General features: G+C 40.0%; 14 protein-coding genes. 11 read left to right on the top strand and 3 right to left on the bottom strand.

The genetic code is table 11. The features are described from left to right. Positions 1 to 3 precede the first annotated feature (3 nt). From IMZ31_RS16835 to IMZ31_RS16800, 8 genes are all read left to right on the top strand, one after another. Positions 4 to 2,094, top strand: coding sequence for an Hsp70 family protein (locus tag IMZ31_RS16835; protein WP_207528410.1), 2,091 nt, complete (start codon positions 4 to 6; stop codon positions 2,092 to 2,094). 101 nt (positions 2,095 to 2,195) lie between these two features. Beyond that, positions 2,196 to 5,201, top strand: coding sequence for a zinc ribbon domain-containing protein (locus IMZ31_RS16830; RefSeq protein ID WP_207528409.1), 3,006 nt, complete (start codon positions 2,196 to 2,198; stop codon positions 5,199 to 5,201). A gap of 72 nt (positions 5,202 to 5,273) precedes the next feature. After that, entirely contained in the window at positions 5,274 to 6,488 is a 1,215-nt protein-coding gene (locus tag IMZ31_RS16825) for a TRAFAC clade GTPase domain-containing protein (RefSeq protein ID WP_207528408.1), read from the top strand. An 8-nt stretch (positions 6,489 to 6,496) separates the two neighbouring features. Further along, positions 6,497 to 9,100: a GAP1-N2 domain-containing protein gene (locus IMZ31_RS16820; protein ID WP_207528407.1), complete on the top strand. Its 2,604-nt coding sequence runs from the start codon at positions 6,497 to 6,499 to the stop codon at positions 9,098 to 9,100. 32 nt (positions 9,101 to 9,132) lie between these two features. Then, entirely contained in the window at positions 9,133 to 11,241 is a 2,109-nt protein-coding gene (locus IMZ31_RS16815; RefSeq protein ID WP_207528406.1) for a TRAFAC clade GTPase domain-containing protein, read from the top strand. A 39-nt stretch (positions 11,242 to 11,280) separates the two neighbouring features. Next, entirely contained in the window at positions 11,281 to 11,721 is a 441-nt protein-coding gene (locus IMZ31_RS16810; protein WP_207528405.1) for a hypothetical protein, read from the top strand. A gap of 360 nt (positions 11,722 to 12,081) precedes the next feature. Next, positions 12,082 to 12,978: an HNH endonuclease gene (locus IMZ31_RS16805; RefSeq protein ID WP_207528404.1), complete on the top strand. Its 897-nt coding sequence runs from the start codon at positions 12,082 to 12,084 to the stop codon at positions 12,976 to 12,978. Positions 12,979 to 13,068: 90 nt separating this feature from the next. Beyond that, positions 13,069 to 14,655 (top strand): WD40 repeat domain-containing protein, encoded by a 1,587-nt coding sequence (locus IMZ31_RS16800; protein WP_207528403.1) that lies wholly within the window; start codon positions 13,069 to 13,071, stop codon positions 14,653 to 14,655. Positions 14,656 to 15,345: 690 nt separating this feature from the next. Here the strand turns inward: IMZ31_RS16800 and IMZ31_RS16795 are convergent. Continuing rightward, positions 15,346 to 16,746 (bottom strand): Ig-like domain-containing protein, encoded by a 1,401-nt coding sequence (locus tag IMZ31_RS16795; protein WP_207528402.1) that lies wholly within the window; start codon positions 16,744 to 16,746, stop codon positions 15,346 to 15,348. A gap of 514 nt (positions 16,747 to 17,260) precedes the next feature. On the opposite strand from IMZ31_RS16795, the gene IMZ31_RS16790 reads away from it, so the two are divergent. Continuing rightward, positions 17,261 to 18,151 (top strand): hypothetical protein, encoded by an 891-nt coding sequence (locus IMZ31_RS16790; RefSeq protein ID WP_207528401.1) that lies wholly within the window; start codon positions 17,261 to 17,263, stop codon positions 18,149 to 18,151. 202 nt (positions 18,152 to 18,353) lie between these two features. Here IMZ31_RS16790 and IMZ31_RS16785 read toward each other — a convergent pair whose 3' ends face one another. Further along, positions 18,354 to 18,530, bottom strand: a complete 177-nt coding sequence (locus IMZ31_RS16785) for an SE1832 family protein (protein ID WP_207528400.1) — start codon at positions 18,528 to 18,530, stop codon at positions 18,354 to 18,356. A 100-nt stretch (positions 18,531 to 18,630) separates the two neighbouring features. After that, positions 18,631 to 20,040: an outer membrane protein assembly factor BamB family protein gene (locus IMZ31_RS16780; RefSeq protein WP_207528399.1), complete on the bottom strand. Its 1,410-nt coding sequence runs from the start codon at positions 20,038 to 20,040 to the stop codon at positions 18,631 to 18,633. A 332-nt stretch (positions 20,041 to 20,372) separates the two neighbouring features. Here IMZ31_RS16780 and IMZ31_RS16775 point away from each other — a divergent pair, with 332 nt between their 5' ends. Next, the gene (locus tag IMZ31_RS16775) at positions 20,373 to 22,133 is read left to right on the top strand and encodes a polysaccharide deacetylase family protein (protein ID WP_207528398.1); all 1,761 of its coding nucleotides are present in this window, start codon (positions 20,373 to 20,375) and stop codon (positions 22,131 to 22,133) included. Then, positions 22,120 to 23,403 carry a glycosyltransferase family 2 protein gene (locus IMZ31_RS16770; protein ID WP_207528397.1) on the top strand — a complete coding sequence of 428 codons (1,284 nt, stop codon included), beginning with the start codon at positions 22,120 to 22,122 and terminating at the stop codon, positions 23,401 to 23,403. Before IMZ31_RS16775 ends, IMZ31_RS16770 begins: the two co-directional genes overlap by 14 nt. Positions 23,404 to 23,567 lie beyond the last annotated feature (164 nt).

Below are 23,567 nucleotides of genomic sequence, written 5' to 3'. Positions count from 1 at the left end.
GTGATGAGTTATACATTAGGGATAGACTTAGGGACAACATATTCAGTCATGGCTATTGTAGATGAATCCGGAAGTCCGGTCGTCTTAAAAAACAGTGAGGGGTCTAATCAGACCCCTTCAGTAGTTTATATAGAAGATGAGCCTATTGTTGGTGAGTTAGCGAAAGAATATCAAGCTTTCGGAGAATCGCAGGTAGCGGCATTTTTTAAACGCTCAATGGGAGATCCGGATTTCTTATTAGATTATGGTGGAGTAGAATACGACACGATCTCTCTTTCCTCGCTTGTGTTGAAAAAAATGAAACAAGATGCAGAGAAAGCTCTTGGTGGCCCTGTAAAAGATGCTGTTATTACCGTTCCAGCATATTTCAATAACAGCCAGCGTGAAGCTACGGTGAAAGCAGGAGAACAAGCAGGTTTGAATGTACTGAGGATTATTAATGAACCGACAGCTGCGGCAATTGCCTATGGAATGGACCGGAAAAACACAGGCAAGGTCCTTGTCTATGACCTCGGAGGAGGAACGTTTGACGTCACACTCGCTTCAGTCACAAGTGCTACGATTGACGTTATGGCGACAGATGGTGACCACGCACTAGGCGGGAAAGATTGGGATGATTGTCTGGCCATCTACCTTTCTGAACAGTTTCAAGAACAATTTGGGGTGGACCCAATGGAAGATGATGATGCCTTTCATTCTATTTTGGTCAGTAGCGAAAAAGCGAAGAAAAAGCTTACATCTCTAGATCGGGCTGTCGTTAAAGTAGTCTATGACGGACATGTTGGACAATATGAAATCACAAAAGACATCTTTGAGGATGTTACACAGCATTTGTTAGAACGAACGTGGAACTTAGCCAATCAAGTCATGCTAAATGCAAAAGTGAACTGGTATGAGGTTGATGAAGTCATTCTTGTCGGAGGTTCTACAAGAATGCCAATGGTTGCTGATTTTCTTGAAGAGCGAACTGGCAAAAGACCAAAAGCAAGTATTAATGTGGATGAAGTCGTAGCCTGCGGAGCAGCAATCCAAGCTGCAGTAGATCAATCTGCAAAAAAGAAATCCAAACCAGCTTTTGCTATTGGATCTGTAAAGAAAGTCCAAGACGTAATGAGTCACAGTCTAGGAATGGTTGCCATTAACGATGACCACAGCCGGTACATAAATTCAACGATTATTCACAAAAACACGCCCATTCCGGCTACGAAAACGAGACCTTATCGAATTCAAACGTCTGCTGCATCCCCGAATACTCTTGAGGTGTATGTCACACAAGGCGAAAGTGAACAGCCCCTTGAATGTGATGTTTTAGGAAAATATGTCATCTCGGATATTACTCATGTTCAACATGATCAAGCCATCATTCATGTGGCTTATTCTTATGATGCAAATGGAATTGTTCAGGTGACCGCCACAGATGAGAGTACAGGTAACGATCTTCCTGTACGTATTGAGTCTGTCCCAGAAGACTTAGCGTGGCTTGATGAGGAACCGGTGCAGGAAGAGGAAGTGGTTGTTGAACCAACGTCAGTGATGATGGCGATTGACCTGTCTTACAGCATGGCAGGTGATCCATTACTAGAAGCACAGAAAGCAGCTAAAGAATTCGTGAAAGAAATGTCTTTAGAACACTCATCCGTTGGGGTTATGGGGTTTGCAGACACTGCAAGAGTGACCCTTCCCCTTATTAGTGACTACAGAAAACTCATGAACGGAATTGACGCACTCACACCTTTATTTATAAACGGAAAGCTAGGCTATTCAAATAAAGGAGAGCCTTTCACGGAAGCTCTCCATTTATTGAAGAAACAAACGGGTCGGAAGTTCCTTATTGTGTTAACAGATGGATTATGGGCGAAACAGTATGAGGCTGTTCATTTAGCTGGGCAGTGCCATTTTGAGGATATTGAGGTTATTGCCATTGGTTTCGGCTCTGTTGACAAGAACTTCTTAAAGCAGATTGCAACAACCGATGAGAATGCTTTGGCCACAGATCTCACACAAATCGTCAGCTCCTTCTCAAAGATTGCGCAAGTCTTAACTGAAAGCCCTAAATCCCAGAGTGGGAAAGGGGCTTTGCAATTCTTTAAATAAGTAAAAGAAAGTACCAGTCGTGTAGAAAGATCGTCTCTGCACACTGGTGCTTCTTATGAAAGATCTTTAAAACGATGGAAAGAGGTGAGCGGTTAAACAAAATGGAAAAGCAAAACTATTACCTTCTACTAGAACTACCGTATGACCCACCTACGCACGATTACGACGTGATTAAGAAAGCCATACAGAAAAAACGGTCCTCATGGACAAAGAAACTATCAAACGCTAAGTACAAAGCTCAAGCGCAAGAGAACCTTAAATTATTTAAAGAGATGGAGGTTGATCTTAAGGATTATAATTTTAGACAAGATGAAGCTCGTGCTGCGAAAGAATTTAAAGAGAAACAAAGAGTACAAGAAGAGAAGGCAAGAAAAGAGAAGTTAGACCGGGCCATTCTAATTCTTTCTACGAAAGGTTTTATCCTAGAAAGTGAAGTCGAGCAGATTCAAAAGGACTTAAAATTTTCTGAGGATGACATCCTATCAAATGTAGTTAATGTTCCAATCAAAAAAGATCAAGAGAATTCTAAACGAAAGAACCAATCAGCTAGTGCAAGGCCTTCTCTTACGAAAGAAAAGATGAAATTGATAGCTGAACTTCTTACAGATCTTGTTGAAGAACCTAAAATTGGGCAAACCAAAAGTTTATATGATTTGCTTGAGCTCTCTGATGCTACGGGGGAGAAAGAACTATACGATAAAGCGAATGCCGAATATAAAACGATCATGAGTATGGGGAAGATATCACCACAACTTGATATGAAGAGAAATGCGCTATCCCATGCTCTGACTGTTTTCAAAGATCAAGAGACTAGACTAAAATACGATGAATCTTTACGCATTAGTCGGTTTGAACGTATTCATGAATACATAAAAATTGCCGGAAGTTCAGGTGAGATTGAAAAAAGCACATTTGAAGAATTGAAGGTCCAAGCGATGAATGAGGGACTGACCTCAGCTGATGCAGAGCTTAGACTAAAAGAATTCTGTGAGGAAGAACAGATATCGATTCAGTCGAAGCAACCAAAACAGAAGCCAACTCTTGAGGTGGAACAGTGTGGGTACTGCGGGCTCGTTAATAAAGCGAAAGGCTCTACCTGTACTGGGTGTGGGCAAACTTTGCAGGTACATTGTAATAAATGCCAAACCGTTTCGTCTTCTTCTAGCCAGCATTGTTCAAACTGTGGATTCTCTTTTTTGAGCATGTATTATCAAGAGAAATATCTGAAAGATGCAGAATGGTCCATACTCAAGAAAGATTATGCCAACGCACAAGAGATGGTGGGTAAGGCTTCTTTCTATTGGAAAGGGCATGAAAGAATTCAACCCATTTCAAATGAGATCTCCCATAATCTTGGCATGATTGAAAAGCAAGAGAATAAAGTGAAGGTAGCAATTGATGATGGCAACTTTTTCACAGCTGAGCGTGAATTGAATGTACTAAAAAAACTATCCCCTATGCATGACGATCTAACAAACTTTGAGCGCACGATCCAGAGACAGCTTAATAGTGCAGAAGCTTATCTTCAAAAAGCAAAGGCAGCTGATAAGGATAAGGACAAGATTTCCTTTCTGTTCGCTGCGCTTGATGAATGTGCTGATTTTACTGCTGCTCATACGGAATTAAGCAAGTTTCCGCCAGAACCTCCAAGTCAAATTCGTTCTGGGCTCACAAACGATGCAATCAAATTAGAGTGGATCTCTCCTTATACGAAAGATACTGTCACATTTGAAGTGTATCGTCAGGAAGGGAGTTCACCTGCCGAGAAGGTTACCTCAACTACGAACAATGTGTTTCACGACAAAAAGGCGGAAGCTGGGAAGGGATATCGTTATTATCTCCACACTCTTCGGGGCAATAAGGTTTCTGATAAAAGTTCTATTGTGGGCCCCCTTACGAAAACTTCTGAAGTGGACCAATTGCGAGCAGTAATGACAGATGAAGGGATTCAATTGTCATGGAAGTCACCAGGCAGGACAAGAATCGAAGTTTGGCGTAAAGAAGGGGGACTACCAAAAGAAAGAGGAGATGGTACTAAATTAAGTGCTGTTAAACAAAATGGCGTATTAGATAAAAACGTTGAATTAGAAAAGGAGTACGGCTACGTAGTCTTCGTGCAATATGCGGATGATCAAGGTATGCCATTCTTTTCAAATGGTTCCACATTAAAAACCATTTATTCAACAGACACAGTACATCCCATCTCCGTAACAGAAGAGAAGGAACAGTTTTACTTTAACTGGACTCAAAGTAGCGAAGAAACAGGGGAAGTGGCTCTGCTTTATTCTGAAATCCCGTTTGATACGTATCAGGAAAAGGAGTGCTGGCCTTATGCTTCTCTTGAACGTGAAGCAAATGGTCAAGTCATTCGTAATCTATCATCGGTAACGGCTATGAAAGAACGTGACTTTAGCGGCATTCTGTATATTCTTCCTGTTCGGGTCATCGGTGACTACGCCCTTGTTGGAGAATCGGTTGAATTAAAATCAATCCAGCCGGTATCACAATTAACCGGAAAGCGGGTTCAAGGTGAGCTTATTCTAAAGTGGCAATGGCCAGAGGAATCGCAAAAGGTAACGATCAGGTACAGTCCTATTGGATTCCAGGATCCTAATGCTGAAGAGCGAGAATGCTCCAAGTTTTCTTATGAGAATTTCGGCGGTTATAAATTAGATTCCTTTAGTGAGGGCGAAGATGTTTTTGTCACCATTTATGTAACGGAAGAGATTAATGGGGAAAAGATCTTCTCAAAACCAAAGACTTTCTTGTTCACAGAAAGGGAGCCAATGGAAATTAGGTACTCGCTCTCCGTTCAAAGAAAGATGCTCTTTAAGAAGGAAGCTCAACTGAAAATCAAGGTTCCGGAGTTTGGCATACCAAATCTTAAATTAGTGAAACAGAAAGGTCGTACACCTAATCGTGTAACGGACGGTGAAGCCATTCAATTGATCGAAAGTACTCAAGAACATGATGGCGAATATATTATTGAGAACCTAACTGAGTACATAGAAGACGATTGTTATGCCAAGCTCTTCTTTGAATCAAAAGAAGACGCTCAAAACTTTAGAATTGTTTCAGAGCCTGGAACCACCCATCAACTTTCATAAAAAGGAGTTGGCTACGTAAATAGAAGCTTTTAATCGTTGGCAGCTCCTACTCAACTCAAAGGAGGAAATCGAGTGGCATTATTAAAAAGAAAGTATATTTGTCCATACTGCTTCACAAAGCATAAAATCCATGAAGTGAAATTCCGATGTTCGAACGAGAATCATCGGGAGCAGGACGAAGTGTATGGAGATTACTGGGGGTATCATACAGCCCCGATTGAACAAAAGGTTCTTCCTACACCAGAAAAGTCAGGCATGGCTATGATTAAACCAACTATGCCAAGCTCCACAAATTGCATGGAGTGCGACACGAACCCGTCAACACGAATTCGAATATGTCCGACTTGTCATTCTGCACTTCCGTCTTCAATCGCAGATTATGAAGACTATATTTTTGCGGTTATTGGTGGGAAAGAGACGGGGAAGAGTCATTATATTGCCATGCTAATTGAACGCATAAATAATGAAATTGGCAACACATACAACTGTTTCTTACAACCGGAGAATGATGAGACGATCCGTCGGTATAAAGAAAGTTTCTATAACCCTCTTTTTAGAGAGAAGCGGACCTTGAACGTTACGGATTCAGCTAATTCGAATGAAGACGTAAAACGTCCACTTTTGTATACATTGTCCATTGATGGTGGAGTACGAGGGAAGAAAGTCATTACGTTAGCCTTCTTTGACACAGCGGGGGAAGATTTACATAACGAAACCAATATGCTGAAGCATAACCGCTATATATCCAACTCTGCTGGTGTTATTTGTTTATTAGATCCTACGCAGCTTGAGTCTGTGCGTGAAGAAATTCAAGAGAATAAGTTAAACGTTACACTGCCTCAGGATAATCCAAATGGAGATGTAAACGATATCCTATCACGTACCACGAACATGATTCGGAATATGTTGAATATCAAGGTTAGTAAGAAGATATCAATCCCGATGGCTTTAAGCTTCTCAAAAATTGATGCCATTCAGCCACTGTTAGATCCTTCTAGTCAATTGAATCAAAAAGGTCAACATACAGAAACGAATGGTTTTGATCTTGTAGACTTTGAAAATGTGAATCGTGAAATGGAAGGGCTTGTTCAAGAATGGACAAAAGGAAACATTCCTAACCTGCTCAAGCACAATTATAAAGAATTTGCTTATTTTGGGTTGTCTGCATTAGGACACGATCCTAGAAATGGTCCAGGATTTAGCGAGTTAAATCCTTATCGAGTCGAGGACCCGTTCTTATGGTTATTGTATAAGAATCAAATTATCAAAGGCGTGAATAGAAAGTGAGGGAATCGATGAAGATTGAACAGCTGTATTATACATCAGCCAAACGAGGTATCGGAAATGGATCTGGCTTTCAGGCTTATAACATGTCTGAAGGAATCTCCTCATCAGAGGTTTCAGAAATAAAAAATCTAGTCGGTTATGTTCCTCCAAGTACGTTGCCATCTCAACCTACCCCAGAAGAAATAGAGGGGCAGTTCCCAAAGTCTTTTACATTCTTTAAGCTCAGCACAGGTCGATATGGCGTGTTCCAATCCACATATGTAGGTAAAGACTACTCTGAAAGGTATGGGAATTATTTCTCTCATGTACTGGTCTTCGATGGAGCTTCATTGCCTGATTATCCGATGGCCTACTATCAGTCTCCTATATTTAAAGAGAAGCTGACGACAGATGAGGAACATAGTGAACAAACTCCGGAAACCTTGCCGACTCTACAGGACCTGCCGAAGAATCCCGATCTCTCTTTCTCGCGTGTTGCTCAGTTTCTAAAAGAAGGAGATCGAATGACGCATTTTAGAGCGATGATAAGCTCATTAGTAACGAATCCAGAGGCAAGGAAAAGGTTCATGATTATGGATGAACCAGAAACGTTGCCTTTTTGGTTTGCGGCCATTCATTATGCCCTTCCGCTTAAGCTAGCACACCACGTTACACTAACAACCTATACTCATAATCCTGATAAGAATCCAGCCCTCTTAAATTCTACATGGGAGTCGGGTACGCGCTTTTCGACAGGACCGGCGTCTCAACACCCTTATTATCTTTTTGATTTTGAGAATAGCAATGTACTGCTTATGGATAACGATGCCCCCTATGCAACGTATGTGGCTGACAACATAAGACGAGGTAAATCGCTCCATGCTCTATTTGAATTGTTAAACCAGAGTGGGGTTACGACTTTAGACTCCAGGTTAAATGCGGCAGTACCAGTATTGCGCTTAATGGAAAGAGGCATATCAGACTTACAGAAAGATGAGCTCGTTCAAGCTATGGATTTTGTACGAGAACATGGTGATGAGCAATTGTTTGCTCAAGTTTTAGATAAACTGAGTCAGTATTGGTTTAATGAAGATCACTTGAAAAGCGATGTTCTTGAGTTGTCGTTGAATCAAGCCCATTCAATAGCCTTATTTTTGCTAGAAGGAGCACAGAAAACGAAACAATCCGAGCATATGTATGCAGTTTATGCGTTTGTTCTGACTACATTAGACCAAGCCCTTGTAGATGCCCATAAACCCGACGATATTCAAAAAGCCCGCCACTACTATCAAGATATAAATAGCAGGTTGGGACGCTCAACTAGCTTCTCAGAAGCTATTGTTCTTCATGACCGTATTTCCGAGCTAATTAATTATTTAAAGACAGAGCCTAACGAAAGCAAAATTGCGTTCTATCTTAATCAGATTTTGGATCATCTTCTGGTACTCAGAAGAGATTGGGAATCTATGGAGCTTCCTCAAAAACAAATGGTTTATATGCTGTTCTTATTATCATCTAAGAATCAATCCACAAATAAAGTAGCTGTGTTACAGAAGATGTACGCTCTTCCTAGCCTGTTTGTTCATACAGTTTCTAAATATTACACAGATTGTATACATAACAACACGGCTTATAAAAAAGAGATCGAACACGCTTTTCATGAGTTTCTACTTATTCTACATAAAGACGTGCAAGCCTCTGTGCGTCCGATAGAGATTCTTGCACGGGAAGAAAACGGAAAGCCACTTATTCTAAATGGCATATACCACAACTTGGAGGCGTCAAATCATCCAGTTCAACTTTTGGAAGATTCATATAAGAATCTATTTACAAGAATACAAGTCCTAAATAATGATTACAAAAAGCTAGTTAATCATGTGTTAAAGCAAGTGTTACATAGTACTTCACCTCAAGAACAGCTTGTTCAATTCTTTATGAGTAGATATGACACGAAGGTTGGGGAAAAAGAGCTACGAAATGCTATAGAAGTATATGATAATTCGCTCCGTTTTACAGGGATAAATGAAAAACAAGAGAAGGTAGCCACACTCGTTAAACAAATCAACTATGATCGCCAACTGAAAGCAAACTTGATCACGATTCGTTTAATTAGTGCAACTTCAGCCATAAGTGAGAAGGGTGTAATTGAAGCCCATGCACTGGATGAATCATTCATAAAAATACTGAATGATTTGTCAGTAGAAAGATATAAGAGTTATTTGGATTGGAGTCTCCCCCTTTATTTTGAGCGGGAAATGACGGAGGCCAATCGTTTTGGTGTGTTGGAAAAGGTTTGCATACCTGAGAGAATTGACATATTTTTTGAGTCTCTTTCAGGTCATATTAAACTTTCTAAAAACGCGAAAATGGCAACAATTCATACCTTCCTACTTCATTATTTCTCAAAAAGAAGAGTTGAGTCGAGGGAAGAGTTGTATCAGAAGCTAGATCAAGACCTAATTGGATTCTTTCAGCAAAACAAGAGTGAATTCAGGAAAGCGAATGAGTATATCCTTAAGCATCCTAAATATAAGAAGAGTGAGACGTTCCAAAGCAAATGGGGTGTCATTCAATCTGGTGCATCAGAGAAGAAACGTTCATTGCTTTCAAAAATTAAAAACCGTTTTAAATAATAAAAATGTAATGCATGAAGGGAGGAGAGGCCATGAAGTCCATGAAGAAACTATTAAACCATCGTACTATTTTAATCTTAGATGTCATCATCATTGTATTTGCGCTTGCGGTTTGGCAGTTTAAGTTCGAACCACTTCTGTTTAATGTAATTATAGGAGTGGTCGTTCCCTCGGTCATAATCCTAAAGGAGCACTGGAAGGGCTATAAGAATAACGCAGTGACGCTCGGCCAAACGAGTTTTTGGACCTTCTATGCTACATTAGCAGGCATCACACTTTGGCCGCTAGGGAATCTTCAAATAACTGAAAACGTTGTAGGGCTAATTTTGGCTGCAGTTGTTGCTTTTTCCTTAAAGCCTACAATTGAATTTTTAACTGGATTACTCTTTAGTTTTTGGATAGGCTTTCTATTTAGTTTCATCCAGTATATGGACGGGTGGAAGAATGTTTTTTCTACTCAGTTCCTTAATGATATCGTAGTGTTCACTTACAGTTCTGAAGGTATTGGATACCTCGTGTCTCAGTACTGGTGGGTCTATGTTTCAATAGGGTTTCTTTTGAGTCTAGCCGTCACATTCGTTTATGAACCACACAAAAAGAGTCGCTTTTTATCCATTGTAGGAGTCGCTATTTTCCCTGTAGTAAGTGTTTATATGGTTATCTTCGGAAGTATTTATGCTGTGTTTCGTACTTTTAAAGTGTATGTTCGGCAGGTATGGCGCGAGATTGAGAAAGAAGGGTCTCATCACCATAGCAACATACAACCAGCCAAGAAGAGCTATTTAACTTATAAGGCATTCTATGATTGGAAAGCGTCATTATTGAAAAGCTTAGAAGAGCAGATCGATATGGCTGGATTATTTACTCGGAATGTTAAAAACCACACAACCTATTATGGTTGGATTCCCTTGGTGTACTCGGCCTTTTTCTGGTTTCCTGCAAGCGGTGTGGCTTTTATCGTGGGGAGCACCCTCATAATCCTCGCTTCTATTGTCCATTTGGCTCTAGTTGGGCTATTTGCTTTACCAATCTATACAGTGCAGTTCGCTGTATGGAGCATGGATAAAGGGTATAGGAAGTGGAACAAGGTTAAAACGTTATGCCCTAATTGTCACCATACATCAGAGTTACCCAGCTATGTGTGTAGTGGTTGCTCAAGGGAACACACATTGCTTGTACCAAGTGCGTATGGAATTTTTAAGAGAACGTGTACATGTGGAGAGAAACTGCCTACTGCTTTTTTTAATGGAAGAGCAAATATGGAAGCAAAGTGTTCCGGGTGTAACGCCGGCCAACAAAGTCGAGAGTCTACGCCAATCTCGATCCCAATCATTGGAGGTCCTTCAGTAGGGAAAACATGCTTTATGATTTCTGCTACAAAAGAGATCATGGATGGGGTGGCTCCAAGACAAAGTTGGGGCATCCGTTTTTTGAATGATCGTGAGAAGCGAAACTTCGATTCTGTTTCTTCTAATTTAGGTAGAGGGATGTTGCCATCTAAAACCACTAATGGGCCATTAACAGCCTTTAATTTCTTTATCTCCCATCAAAAATGGGTAACGGATAAAATGGTATATTTGTACGATCCAGCAGGAGAATCATTTAATGAATTAAATAGTTTAAAGCAGCATGATTACTATGAGAATAATCATGGAAACGTATTTATTATTGACCCATTCTCTATTATAGACATTGCAAAACAATATCAAAAGGAACAGAATTACTATAACCAAATCAAGCCAAGTGATGCACCATCAGAGGAGATTCTTGATCGGTTAATGGTTTACTTCAGTGAGCGTTATGGCATTAAGCCTCACAAGAAGATTCATCAGCCTGTTGCATTTGTTATTAACAAAGTGGATGCCTACAATCTAAAAGAAAAAATAGGAGAAAAAGCAGCCGGAGAGTTACTTTCTGCAAATCCTTCTTTAAAGACTATCGATGGAGCCATTCACCAATTATGCTATAACATGCTCAAGGATGCCGGGATGAATAACTTCTTGAGAAAAATTGATGACAAGTTCTCGAACTATCGTTTCTTCGCGAGTTCCGCTATTAATAGTAATGAACTGACGAGCGCGGACAAACCAATCTTATGGTTATTAAGTCAAGCAGATAAAGATATAAAAGTCAGTTCATAGAAAGGAGGATTTACTCTGAAGTTCACAAAAGATAATAAAGTGAGTGCAATTGCTGTTATACTTACTGCTCTTGTTATCCTTATACCTGGCTTCCTCTTTAAGGATGATCTTAAAGCTCAAGCTAATAAGGGATGGTCCTTCTACAATGAACAGGCAAGTAATATGACTGGACGTGTAGAGGCTTATAAAAGCTCTTCTATTTTCAACGATGAAGATGAGGCAGACGTGGCCTCTGACAAAGAGAGAGATCCCCTGGGGACGATACGTGTAATCACAGCTCAAGCCAACTTGCGTTATTCTCCGGAGATCCCGGCAAATAACTCAGGAAAAAATATCGCCTATGTAGCCGATGAAGGGATAGAAATGTACTACTTCGACACTTCAACAGCCGATAACGGTGTTACCTGGTACATGGTCATACACTCTGACACCAAAGAGGAAATATGGATAAGTGGTGTGACGGTAGAAGAATTTGATTAAGGAATATGGTTAGTTAGAGGCTGGAAGTCGACATGCTTCCGGCCTTAATTCGTTTCATGAAGTAAGTCTTCAAATGCAGCGATAACACTATCATATTTTGTATTTATTTCTATAAAGTTGAAAAACTGGCATGAAAATATGGGGAAGTATGCTAAAATAATCCATAGGTTATGGTACATAAGACTCATTAGTTTGATGTTTGGCTGAGAAATACTTTTAATATAGAGAGGGAGGTGGACGAACTCTCGAAAAGTTTTCATAGATTACTGTAATGCAATCTGTCAAAACAAAAGGTATCCGAACGTAAACTTTAAAATGGTAAAGGGAATTCTAGACTGGAGTTACAAGGGGAGAAAGGGATTGGATGTATTTCGTAAAGTAGGAAAGGGTGTTGGGACAGTTGGTGGTGGCGTAATTGGTGGAGCTGCTAAGGTCGCCGGTAAAGCTGTCGGTACAAAGTGGAAACGAACTGGTGAGTGGATGGAAGACGTTGGTGGTAGTGTTGAAACAGCATCTAAAACAGCGTTGGACAATGCTGGTCAGTTTATTGATGGTGCTGTTCAAGGGACTTATGGTGTAGTTAAGAAAGATGAATATTACAAACAAAGAGGTTGGCATGATTTAAAGGATTCATCTGGAAGAACGATTAAAGGAGTCAGTACTGCGGCAAAATATACAGCACAAAACGTAGGGACTGCATATAAAGGAATGAGGAGCGGGAATTGGGAGCAATCTGCCGAAGGTCTGAAGAATGTAGGTAAAGTGGTTGCAGTATCCAGCTTGGCTATTGGAGTTGTTGATTTTGTGGACGGGCCAGATGCACTTGAAGCACAAGAGTTAGATACAAGGAATGATGCGCTTATTGGTGCAGATCATCCAGAAACAGGTGTGCCATTTGCTCAACATGAGGTTCAACTATCGAATGGAGAATGGGTCGAAGGGACATTTCCAGTATTTGAATCAGATTTTGAAGTCATTATTAAAGAAGAGCTGTACTTAGCAAGTGATGATGTTCATTTTGATATTGCTAACGAGACACTGTTACAAGCCATACAAGATAATCCTGGGTTAGCTCAGGATTTAAATTTAAGCCAATCGAACGTTCAGGTTCTCGCCCAGGGACAAACCCCGGAAGGATACACATGGCATCACCACGAGCAGCCTGGAGTAGTCCAGCTCGTTGATGAAGAAGTTCATGAGCAGACTGGTCATACTGGAGGTAGATCTATTTGGGGTGGAGGAAGTGAGTATCGGTAAGTTTGTATAAATCTATGCTTAACGTATATGAATCTTTGAAAGGATATTTATTTATTCTCAGTATAAAAGATTATAAAGGGGAAATGTGACTTGTATTTAAATCGAATTTTGAAAGCTTTTATTGGAGTCGTATTACTATTTTTACTAGGAAACCAAACTGTCTCTGCTCAGTCTGAAAATGTAACGATTCCTGTGTGGAGTGCAGTCGAAATGGAAAATGCTATATACTCGATGGATTTATCACCAGATGGGAATACGGCAGTAGTTGGAATAAATGGTGATGCAATAAAGTTTTATGACACAACTACAGCTCAATTAGTAGATGAGGTTGATGCAGGGGGAACTGCAAAAGAGGTCATCTATAGTCCGGATGGGTCAATGATCGCTTCCCGTTATTCGTATAAAGATGGGGTAGATCTATGGGATGAAAATTCAAAAGAGATCATTATGAACGTAGGCTCTGAACTTTCTGTAGGAAAAATAAAGTTCTTATCCAATGAAACGATTCTCACTACCTCAAGGGAAACACTGTACTTTTGGGATGTACAAACGGGAAAAAAAGTAAATACAATGAAATTCGACTCTCATATTAATTCCTTAGCAATTAACTCAAAAGATAATGAGTTGGCCGTTGCTACTAAGAATAAAACAATACATATTAGAAATACGGAAACAAGTGAACATGTTAAAACAATTTATGATCTTGAATCATTACAGTATGGTTATGATGTACAAGTATCCTATACTCCAAATCAGACTCAGTTGATTGCTTCGGTTACTGACTATAATCCATTTATCTTTGATGTGGAAGGAGATTACAACAAATTGAAAGAGGCTCCTTCTTTTGAAGCAATCTATGGGAACTCCTTAGAGAAGCATTTTGCTCTAAGTAATGAAGGTCGTTTCTTTGCTATGATTGGCGACAAGAATACGGCAAACTTAGGATCGGATATCTTTATCTTTGATTATAGTACAGGTGAGTTAATTTCTTCAGCTAGAGGTGTAGATTCACTATACTTCACTCCTGACAACGAAAAAATAGTCGGGTATGATTACGACACCTTATATTTTTTGGATTCATCTGAATTAAACAACATTCAGCATCTTGATCAGATTGAAGTTACCCCTGTTCCTCCTCTTACATTAAATGATTCATACGAGCTACAGCTTACAGGGCATAGTGGTGGGGAAGAAGTAATGATTCCTTCAGAAAACGTGCAATGGGAAACTTCCAACTATAACGTGGCTTTTGTTGATGAAGGTAAAATTCATACAAGAAGTCAAGGGGAAGCTATTATAACGGGGAATTATCAAGGTATAGAATTTGAAACAAAAGTAACGGTGACAAGCTCTGTTCCGGACAACGCTGAAGAGTTTAAGGTCTGGAACTCTCAGTACAATGTTAGCCCTGAAAAAGTGTGGGCAGTTGAATATAATATCCCTATAGACATCTCGACAATAACAGACAAGAACATGTTTATTACAAATGAGCACGGGGAGATTATTTCGGCTCTCTATATTATTGATCGTTCCAGAGATTCTAGTAAAATTTCTATGAAAGCCATAGAATCCTATAACAAAGGCGAAAATTACACGCTATGGATCAAAGATATCAAAGGGGAGAATGGAAAGGTATTGAAGGAAAACGTGAAAATGGATTTCTTTATTGCTGATTGATTCTTCCTGCGAATAGGGAAAACGCATGGGATAGAGGATCAAGTGAATTGTCCCGTTTATCCAGAGATATAAAGGTTAAAGCAGCAAAGCACTCAGCGGAGTGCTTTGCTGCTTTTTGTTGATTTGAAGAATAATACTAATGGACGATATACCTGTGTATTTAGTAAGCATCACTTCTGTCCTCGTGCTTATTTCGGAGCCCATTGACTTCCGCATTGCATACAGCTGTTTTTCAAATTGTTCCTACCTTTTAACCCATATAACAAACTAACTGGCAGTGCGGATATAAAGCACATGTAGTATACAATAGGGAGCGCAGTGGTGAATAAAAGATAGAGAACTTCTATCTCCATTAGTAGCGTACTTAATGTAGTTTTCAGTAAATTACTAATGATTAAGATTAATAGACCTATACCACTCATAGTTATAAACATCTTCCCTGTCTGTTTGAAACTGTACCCTTTTTTGTTACCTGTAATCTGATCAGATCGACACTTAGGACAACGTACTATTCTTTCACGGCTTAACTCTGGTTGCATAAGTATTCCCCTCTTAATATGTATTTATATTCTTATAATCGACATGTTTATTAGAATGTAAAGGAGAGATCCCAGAGAGGCAAGGGGCCAATGTACTTGTTCCCTTCCCCCTGTAGAGAAAACCTCCCCCTAGTTTGGGGGAGGCTTTGTTTTAATACGAGATTTGTAATAGTTTTGAACTCTTAATATATTGTACTCTGCGCTCTGATGAGAAGACCTCTAATTGGGAGTTTCCATAGTCAAGGTCAGTAATTAGCTCTTTTTTCTTTTCGCCCGTACTAAGATTGTAGATGCTGATAACATCGTTGTTAGGTTGATCCCATCTTCCGTAATCTAAACCGATATATTCGTTATTATCTGTATCTACTGCAAGGACCTTTTCGAAACCTATACTGTTTAATAGTGTTTCGGATTTCGTTTCAAAATCATAATAATATTTAACAGATCCTTCATCGGTATAAGTTTCGTAAGTAATGCCATTCGACCCAACTGTGTAATTACTCACGCCACAAGCGTTATCCTCATATAATTCGCCTTTAGTCGGTAATTCTTCTTGATTGGATCCATCTAGATCCATAGCATGTAATGTTTGCTCATTTGTATAATAGACTTTATCGCCTTGGATCCAGAAATTATCAATTTCTTCTAAGAGTGTAACAGCATTTTCTCCGTCTAAGTCAGTTTTCACTAACTCATAGTTACTCATGCCTTTATCATTCACTCTAGCGTAGTAGACTGAATTGTTAATGATGGTGAACGGTTCTTCGACAATAGAGGAAATGTAATCTTCGGATACTTTAGTTGATCCATTATCTCCATCTAGCTTAAATAGTTGATAGAATTCAGCGCCGCCACCGCCGCAACTTCCGCCAGTAGCAAATCCTTCGTATTGATATTCAGTATAGTACGCTTCAGTTTCATGAGCCTGTACTTTTCCGATCATTCTTTCTTGATACTCAAAATAGCTAGGTATCCCATCAATTTCATTACGGTTAGCTTCTTCGTCTAACAGTAGATAAGAGCCCATGTCTTCAAACGAGGCCAGTCCTTCCTCAGCATTTCTAACAGTATGAATAGGCTTGTGATATTTAATGTTTCCGTTCTGGTTGTATTCAGCTGAATAAAAGATTGAATTTCCATCTGTGTAAATGAGAGGTGAGTTTACAGGGGTAGGTTCAGAATCCCCGCTTATTGTGAAGGGTTGGGTGACTTCTTCTTTTAACTTCCCACCGTTTTCAAAGACTACTTTTGGTGTGATATGTAAAGTGTATGATTCTCCCGTTTTGTAACCTTTCTTGCTTTGGATGAGAATCGTTTTAGGTGATTCAGCTGATAGAGTTGTGCTTACTTTTGTTCCGGATGGGTGTGTTACGTAGATTTGTTCATCAGATAACTTAGATGAATCAACTGCAATATTAAAGTCGATTCTCCATTCTTTATTAGGTTGTACCTCTTTTGAATCCATCTCTTTTGCGTGAGTGTGAAGAGGATTCGCTACAAACGATAACATAAGCAACAACGCAAGTGTTCTTACCATTTTCGGAATATTCATGTACTCTCTCCCTTCTTATTATAAAACGAAACTATTATACCATAAAAATTACAAGTTAGGTATTTTTATCTAATAAAGGGAGGGTATAAGGATGGGTTTATTGCCCTAGTGAGAGGGGCGAGGGTACAGTCCACACAGGTACCTTGTCCCCAACGAAGAAGAATTTTTTGTCGAAGGGGAAAGCTGCTCTTCGTTCGCTTGTCAAAATGAAACACAAGCAACGCGACAGGTTTGGACGATCCTTCTTTTTTTGATCAAACGTTTGATTAATTTTTTTCTTGTAAGAAAGTATTGAAATAGGTGACATTTATCCGAAATAAGGTATATAGAACTACAACGAAGAGATAGTTAAGTTGAGGGGGAGAGGTTATCGCACTAGGGTGTCACATTTGGGCAGGTGGGGGAACTCACGGGGACACTGATACATGGCCCCAAGTCCTTTTGCAAGAGCAATTCTATTAATTTCATCCCCAAACTGCTAATTAATGAAAAAATGAAACGAAGGAGTTTTCACGTGAGCAAAGCCGAAACTATACAGCAGATTAAAAACCTTTTACCACTAAAGGAAAAAGAAGAATCGCTAATTGAAATAACGAAAGATCGTCCGAAGCAAAACCCCAAGTTATACATCCCGAGTGACATCAAACAGCTAAAACAAGAATACATGAAGATGGGGATGGAGTTTGAAGATCTTCGGGAACCCCAAAAGTTCAGAAGCATTAAACTGCCTGCCAAAATTCTCGGCGTTGTCGCTTTCCTTTGGTTGCTAACCAGTTTGCCGAGTTCTGGTAAAATGGTTCTTTATTTCGCTCCATTCGCCATAGCGCTACTTTTTGTCTTCATATATATAGATAAGGTTGATCACAAACGGGAAATGGATCATCAGGAAAAGGTGAGACGAACCAAAAGCAAGCATAAAGCCAAAGTCATGAATACTTTAAAGAAGGAAAAGCAAAAGGCGTTTCAAGCATTAGAAGCGCAGAACCAACAAGAGTTAAAGCAAAGAAAGGATCAGTATGTTCCGGAGATTTTCGCTATTCGAGAACAATACGCGGATTTTTCTTTGCCTGCTGACAAGTACTCCTACAACCAACTCACGATTATCAAAGATCATTTGGAATCTGATCGTGCAGAAGATTTCAAAGAAGCGGCACAATTGGTTTGGTATGATGAAAAGGAAGCCCAAAAACAGCAAGCGTACAAACAAGAATTACAAAAACATCAACAAAAAATGAAAAAAGAAATGGACTTCCTGCAGGCGGAACATGAAGAAGAAATGAGTGTGATGAAAAACAAAATGAACAATGACGCCAGGAAGAACGAACGTCAACTTGAGGATCTTAATAGAGATCTGAATAACCTTGACGATAAACTATATAGGAAACATAACTCGAGCATTCTTTAGTCCAGTGTTGATATGGGAGTGACGGGTACGCCGTCTAGGCTAGTGGTGAAGCAGGAGAGGTTCCTCGTCCTTAGAGTGCCGAAATAAAATGAGCGTGTAAAATAAATAATTAAAAAGCAGAAGGAAAACCAATTAGACCGGGATTTCATTCTGCTTTTTTTTGTTGATCAAACGTTTGATCAATTTGTGCAACGACTATCCATTAAACCTTAGCCAACTGATTATTTAGTTCCGACAACTCATCTTCCAACTGTTTCAATTGTTTCTCCAATTTCTCCGTATTCCCACCAACGGATTCCATCTTTTCTAAATCTCCCTGGATTCGTATGTAGTCTGATTTTACAACATTAATTTGGTCTTCTAGCTCTCTTTTTGTCATACCAGCAAAGCACTCCTTTTCAATTTTTGTTATCTAAAGTATAAATCAAGTAGGGGAATGATGGCTACTATAGGGACGAGGTACCTGTCCCTATATCCCCCTACTTCTTCCATTTCCTTACCCCATAAATGCCTAGAGCTAAGACAACGATAGCTCCAACAACGATAGAAATAATCCAGTTAGATGAGTTTGTGACATCTGTTTCTTGTTCTACCGAGTCCTCTCCGCTTTCGTCTTTCTCTTCATCAATCCCAGTAATGTCACCCGTTGGAATCACGTACACATTTGAATCCTGGCTGCCTGTGATGAGGTGATTATTCATGAGTACGGGTCCGGATGGGGCTAGTGTACCGCCCAACTCTTGTTTTCCTAATAATTCACCGTCTTCTGTGTTAAAGGCATAGACAAAGCCTTCTGCATCTGTGAAGTAGACAACATCTTGATCGGCTACTGGGGGTGCTTTATTGATGTTACTTTCATGGGACCATGACTGCTCTCCGCTCTTGGCGTCATACGCGTAGAAGGTTCGGGTGATCGGGCTTCCTACGAATATTTTATCTTGATAGATCATAGGAGCGCCTGATTTATTGTTCTTTACCATTTCGCCTGAGCCGAAGCTTTCTTTCCAGACCACTTCTCCCGTTTTAAGGTCCATTGCATACATGAAGTGTTCTGGATAGTCTTTACCCTTATCAGATGGTTCTAAGGCTGTGGTGATTACGAGATCATCTTTGTAAATGGCAGGGGGTACGTCATCGAGTCCTGCGTATACGTTATCGAACTCGGTTTTCCACAATACTTCTTGAGCTGATAAGTCTATAGCGAAAAAGGTGTAAGGCGTGGGTCTTCCTGCGCCGACATACAGAATCCCGTCCTTAATATTGGGGGAAGACATACTGACAACATGTCCTAATTTAAGCTTCCATTTCTCACTACCATCTTTAGGATCGACCGCGTAAAGGTGATCATCCCCGGTTGTGATATATACGGTCCCGTCATGATAAGCAGGTGTTGGCATGACTTCACCTTTTGTCTTGAAATTCCACAAGACTTCTCCCGTTTCTGGGTCAAGGCTTAACATGCCACTTTCCCCTGTGCCTCTCACTCCGTTAGGGCCACCAAAACGGTTTCCATAACCGACGAATAATTGGTCGTCTACGTAGATCGTCTCAGAGTGAATCCAGTTCGGTGCCTGAGCTTGCCAGTTCATCTTTTCTTCCATCAAATTATAGGAATAGATATCGCCTGTGTTGTGATTTCCTATGTATACATTATCCCCAACGATTACGGGGGTGGAGCGAATCTGGTCGTTAGTATCAATAATGTTCTTCAAACGTTCCTCAAACTCATTGTGGAAGACAGGATTGTTCTCTGGATTCATTCTGTATTGCGTCCACTCGGATGGACCGAAGTCTTCTGCTGAAACGAAGTTTGTAAAACTTAACGCAGATATTACGGCCATCGAAACAATGAGTAAAAGTCGAATAGGTGCTTTGAATAGTGTTCTCATATTGATCTCCTTCCTTTAGCTTATAAGTTTAATTGTATAACTGCGACAATTATAGCAAATATATGTAAGTTGTCTATCTATCAGTTCGAGCGAGTGAGAGAACTGTCCAATTGCTTCTTTCTTAGCCTGTATGGGGAGGCGATGAGACGACTTATTATTTAAACGAAGGGGCGAGGTGCCTTTCCCTCTGCCCCGCAGTTTTCCCAAGTAGACCTTCATTTTTAGTTTACTCCGGTTCTCGGTTACATAATTGTCCCAAGTTTTATGTCTATTTATAGGTATAAAGGAATAGGTTCAATAGTGAAGAGGAGCATATAAGGAGTGTGAAGTGGATGGTTAAACACCGGTTTAAAAAAGTTTCCTCATTAAGACAAGTCTTGCTCATCACCCTTGCTGTGATTCTATGGCTTACAAGCAATCCTGGCATTGCGAGTGCTGAGAATGATAGAGATCATATTAAGGTGCTGATTATTTATACAACACCGGACGGGCAGGTGACCCAACACCAACGAATGCTTGATATGCTAGTTGGTCATTTTACTAAGGATATTACTGTAATGAGTAGTGAATCTGTCGTGGAAAGAGATGTGGAAGGGGTTACTCACTTATTTTATTTTGGTGAGGTGAAAGGAGTTGTGCCGAGTAGAGTTCAATCTATTTTTGATCGCTTTAATGGTCATAAATTTGCGATGGGTCACAATACTTCCAAATTAGGAGATTCATTTAATTTTTTTGAAACGGAAGAATCTTGTCAAATTGATGAGCTGCAGATTGGAGAAGGGGAGAAGGTGCTCATTGATAGTAAGATGATTCAACACGTAATCTTAAAGAAACCTGACACTCGTGTATGGATATCCGCCTCTCATAAAGGGAATCCTATTCCACTGTATATCCAGAACGAGAAATCGTTCTACTTTGCAACGCCCTATATAGATAATATTTTCTCTCCTTATTTAGCAGAAGTTCTCCATGACTTTTTCCAAGTGCCTCATACCCACTTGCATCCCGCTTACCTCCGCTTAGAAGATATCCATCCAATGGTTGACCCAGAAGAACTAGAAAAAATAGCAGATCTATTAAGTGAAAAAGGCATCCCCTACATGATTTCTGTCGTTCCAGTCTATCGCAACCCGGAAACGCAGCGTGAGATTCATCTATCCGATTCACCGAAGCTTCTGAATTTGCTCAAAAAGATGCAAAAAGAAGGCGGAAGTATCATCATGCACGGTTACACTCATCAATATCGAGATGATGAAACAGGGGAAGGATTTGAGTTTTGGGACGTGGAAAATAATATGCCGATTTCTGCTCCTGCTACAGAAGAAGTGACAAAGAAGGAGGAGAGTGACTTTGATTCAGAGGAAGAATACGAGGAGTATGTAAACAAGGTTAAGGAGTTTGAGACCGATTATATATCGACGAAGATTGAAAAAGGTATTCATGATTTAGTGAGTAATGGTCTTTACCCATTAGCATTTGAACCTCCGCACTACACGATGAGTCAAAATGGGTATGGGATTGTATCAAATTACTTTTCTACCTACGTAGGTCAGTTGCAATTAAGTGATGAGGACTGGAGAATTATGAACCCGTCTCCGTCCATTTCGTCCCCTTCTTTCCTTAATGGGATGACGTTCCTTCCTGAAACATTAGGGTATATTCCTCCTGATGATCCGGAAGCGATTGAGAGAGTTAAGTCAGCTGTAGAGTCCCAGCAAATTGTTAGAGATGGTGTGATGGCTGCCTTTTATCACCCTTTTATAGGTGTGGAACCCTTTAAAGAACTAATGGCTACTATGGAAACCATTCCAGATATCTATTGGATTGATTTGAAGGAGCAAGGAGATGCTGCGCAAACGGATCATATACGTATTGCCTCTTCTGATGGGAGGGTAGACGTGGATGTTGATTATGGACAATTGCTATTCTCGAGTCCGGAATTTTATAAACCTCTTGTAAAGAATGGGGCTAATACGACTCTGTGGATCATCGGGGCTTTGTCTATGATGATGGTTACACTATTCTTCATCTATATCTATACCTTCTCTCGTAAGCGGAAGCGAATGGAGGCGAGTAGCCATGATCACAGCTGACTTTTTATTTTATGTCGCGTTATTTCTTATCTGGTTTGTCCTCGTCTACCACATGTTTTTAATGCAGGGTGGCGTATTATTTGTCTTGAAGCAATCGAGGTTGGAAGTGGAAAAGGGGATCACTGATGAGAACTGTCCAACGGTAAGCGTTTTGATCCCCGCTCATAATGAGGAGGTTGTTATTGAAGATACACTTAAAGCCATGGTCGAAATTGAGTATCCTAGAGATAAACTAGAAGTGATTCTCATTAATGACAATTCCTCTGATCGTACGGGAGTTATTGCGGATGCCTATGCTTCACAATATCCGTTTCTGAAGGTGCTTCATAATTCCCCTTATGAAGCTGGAAAAGGGAAGTCAGGTGCTCTTAATCAAGGGCTTAAGATTGCAAAGGGCGAGTTCATTGTCGTCTATGATGCGGATAACAGGCCAGAGAAGGATGCCGTTTATAACCTTGCTTCAAAATTGCAACAAGATCCCGAAGCAGGAGCTGTAATAGGGAAATTCAGGGTGATGAATGCGGAGAGAAATTTGTTAACGCGTTTTATTAATATCGAAACGATAGGATTCCAGTGGTTAGCCCAGGCGGGGAGATGGTTTTGGTTTAAGTTGGTCACCATACCAGGCACTAACTTTGCGATTCGAAAGAGTATTCTTGAAACGTTAGGTGGATGGGATGAGAAAGCTTTATCGGAAGATACGGAGTTAAGCATCCGCGTGTATAACTTAGGCTATTATATAAAATTCTCCCCTGATGCTGTAACGTGGGAACAGGAGCCAGAAACATGGGACGTTTGGTGGAAGCAAAGATTAAGATGGGCCAGGGGCAATCAGTATGTAATCGTAAAGTATATGAGACAATCGTTTAAGTTGAAACGTAAGAAAGTGTTCTTGGACTTATGCTATTTATTTTTCACATATTTTATTTTTATGGGAAGCATCGTACTCTCGCATGTATTATTTCTACTGAATTTATTTAAAGTAATCGATATTTCTGCAGGTTCTGTCTCTATATTCTTACTCCTACTAGCTTTTGTTGTCTTTCTTTTGGAGAATTTACTAGCGCTAAGTCTAGAAGAAGGGCAATTAACGATTCGAAATGCCTTTAATGTGACCAGTATGTATTTCACCTATTCTCAAATTTGGGTATTGCTCGTCGTCTTCTCCATGTTTTTAGAAATCAAAAGAGTACTCTTGCATCAAGAAGTGAAGTGGTACAAAACGAAGAGGTACGGGACGGATGGACACGTCCCTCGCCTGCCGAAATAAATGAGGGATAGTTTAGAACTTTTCAATAAAAGCAGGCTCATATTAGAGCCTGCTTTTTTGTGGTTTGGGTTAGGAAAGTTCATAAGGGGGACAAGGGGTTTGTCCCCCCTTTGCCCCTATTATACATTTTATAGGAAATATGTTATGATTCAGTAGTTTTGTAA

The sequence above is a fragment of the Pontibacillus sp. ALD_SL1 genome, from assembly GCF_017355605.1.
The sequence above is the reverse complement of the archived record's forward strand: the minus strand, read 5'-3'. Positions and strand labels throughout refer to the sequence as shown.

Excerpts from the sequence above, each read along its gene's own strand:
- IMZ31_RS16780 (WP_207528399.1), bottom strand. The coding sequence starts at position 20,040 with ATGAGAACACTATTCAAAGCACCTATTCGACTTTTACTCATTGTTTCG.
- IMZ31_RS16815 (WP_207528406.1), top strand. The coding sequence starts at position 9,133 with ATGAAGTCCATGAAGAAACTATTAAACCATCGTACTATTTTAATCTTA.
- IMZ31_RS16795 (WP_207528402.1), bottom strand. The coding sequence starts at position 16,746 with ATGAATATTCCGAAAATGGTAAGAACACTTGCGTTGTTGCTTATGTTA.
- IMZ31_RS16830 (WP_207528409.1), top strand. The coding sequence starts at position 2,196 with ATGGAAAAGCAAAACTATTACCTTCTACTAGAACTACCGTATGACCCA.
- IMZ31_RS16785 (WP_207528400.1), bottom strand. The coding sequence starts at position 18,530 with ATGACAAAAAGAGAGCTAGAAGACCAAATTAATGTTGTAAAATCAGAC.
- IMZ31_RS16770 (WP_207528397.1), top strand. The coding sequence starts at position 22,120 with ATGATCACAGCTGACTTTTTATTTTATGTCGCGTTATTTCTTATCTGG.
- IMZ31_RS16835 (WP_207528410.1), top strand. The coding sequence starts at position 4 with ATGAGTTATACATTAGGGATAGACTTAGGGACAACATATTCAGTCATG.
- IMZ31_RS16820 (WP_207528407.1), top strand. The coding sequence starts at position 6,497 with ATGAAGATTGAACAGCTGTATTATACATCAGCCAAACGAGGTATCGGA.
- IMZ31_RS16775 (WP_207528398.1), top strand. The coding sequence starts at position 20,373 with ATGGTTAAACACCGGTTTAAAAAAGTTTCCTCATTAAGACAAGTCTTG.